We start from the raw sequence: 2,272 nt of genomic DNA, 5'->3' as shown, positions 1-2,272 counted from the left end.
TCTGCGTGTCAGTACCACCGTCTTGGTCGGTCACCGTAATCGGAATGGTGACAGTTTGGTCTGTACCTGCGGCCAAGTGTTGATAGGCGCTGTGACTGGGATCAAAGGTGTACGACCCGTCGGCATTTAGCGTAAAACCGTCTATGGTCGGTGCGGTGTAGGTGGCCGTTTCATGGGCATCGGCATCAGTTGAGGTAATGTTGCCAGAGATCACACTGCCATCTTCAGCCGCACTCTGTGCTTGAATATGGTTGAGCACCGGATTATCGTTGGTGCCTGTCAGCGTGATTACCAAATTCTGGGTGTCGGTCCCACCACTGCCATCTGTCACAGTAACTGGGATGGTGATGGTTTGCGTGTCGTCTTTTGCTAAACCATTGTAAGCTGCATTGCTTGGGTCAAAGCTGTATGTACCATTTGAGTTGAGTGTAAATCCAGCGACATTTGCAGTAGTTGTGTAGGCCGCAGTGTCACCCGAATCGACATCCGTTGAGGTAATGGAGCCCTGAGTCATCGTTGCGTCGCCCTCAGTGGCGGTGCGCGCCGTAATGGTATTGATCACAGGGTCATCATTGCTACCGCTAATGGTCACAACGATGTTATGTGTCGTACCGTCTGCGCTTTGTACTTGAATAGTGTCAGTCAGGCTATTAGTCGTGCCAGAACTACTTGTACCAAGGGCTTGTACATCCGCATTGTTGTTATCGAGGTCATACGTCCAGCTGCCGTTAGAGCTTAAATGCAACACACCATGTGCGGTCGTAATATCACCATCCTGAAAGTGAGCTTGTCCGTCATCTTTATCAGTGATGCTCAAGCTGCCTGTTGCTTGCAGCGTTGTTTCTTCGGTAACAGAGCCTGAGTCCGTGCCACCAATGACTGCGGCATCCGCGGTTCCATGAACTGTGATAACGAGATTCTGCGTGTCAGAAACACCGTCTTGGTCAGTCACCGTAATAGGGATAGTGACGGTTTGGTCTGTACCTGCGGCCAAGTGTTGATAGGCGCTGTGACTGGGATCAAAGGTGTACGACCCGTCGGCATTTAGCGTAAAACCGTCTATGGTCGGTGCGGTGTAGGTGGCCGTTTCATGGGCATCGGCATCAGTTGAGGTAATGTTGCCAGAGATCACACTGCCATCTTCAGTCGCACTCTGGGCTTGGATCTGATCCAGGACAGGCGCATCGTTAGTCCCGGTTAAGGTGATGACAAGATTTTTCGTGTCACTAGCTCCAGCCAAATCTGTAAGAGTTACCGGAATTGTAATTGTTTGCACATCGCCTTGGGCTAAATGATTGTAGCTGCTGTGACTGGAGTCAAAGCTATAGCTACCATCTTGTTTCAGCACAAAACCGTCGACACTCGGGGAAGAAAAGCTAACTCGGTCGTGGTTATCTATTTCATGGACAAAGATTGTTCCTGTTGTTAGCGTCGTATCGCCTTCATGTGCTGCTTGAGCTGTAATAGAGGTGATCTCCGGCGCATCGTTAGTGCCCGTCACGTCAATCGTTATCGTTTGCTGTACCGGTGTGCCGCTGCTGTCTGTGGCCGTGACAGTAAAGTGTTCTGTCACCTGTTGATTGGCATCTAGGATATCTGTCGCATGGCTTGTATTGTCCAGTTGATAATGCCACTGTCCCTGTTGATCAATACTCAACTGACCATAGCGGCCCTGCCCCTGAACCACTTGCCAGCTGAGGGTATCGCCCGTGTCTGGATCGGTTACGTTTAACGTACCAGTGGCATCGGCATTGCCACTGGTTCCATCGCCCGCCTCTATTACAGCACCGGTGCTAGTCCCCGCAATTACCGGCAAGTCATTGCTGCCGGTCAAGGTAATATTAAGTTGATGTGCAGTGCCGTCTGCCGTGTGAACGGTTAATAATTCATGCTCTACTTGTCCTGCTAATAGCGATTGAGACTTGGCTCCGTCAAGTGTGTAAGACCAGTTACCACTTACATCAATATGTGCAGTACCAAATGTGCCCACAATCGTTTCTGGTTTAAAGCTAGACTCGCCATCATCTTTATCAACGATATGTAATTGGCCGGTTGTTAATTGACCACTATCTTCAACCACTTGTCCTGTCGACACGCCACTAATCGTCGCCGCATCATTCGTGCCGGTAATCGTGATGCTTGACGTCTGTGCAGTAGCCCCACCACGCGAATCGTTCACCTGATAACTGATTATTAGTGTCGTGCTCGCACCTGCCGCTAAGTGTTGAAACGTCGCACTGCCCGGGGTCACTGTTATCGTGTGACCATCAGC

At 50.4% G+C, this 2,272-nt stretch carries 1 protein-coding gene; it reads right to left on the bottom strand.

All coding sequences use genetic code 11. From position 1 onward, the window contains the following. On the bottom strand, positions 1-2,272 hold a 2,272-nt coding region (locus A3739_RS10210; protein ID WP_197472257.1), incomplete at both ends, for a VCBS domain-containing protein.

Source organism: Oleiphilus sp. HI0067, from assembly GCF_001635735.1.
The sequence above is the reverse complement of the archived record's forward strand: the minus strand, read 5'-3'. Positions and strand labels throughout refer to the sequence as shown.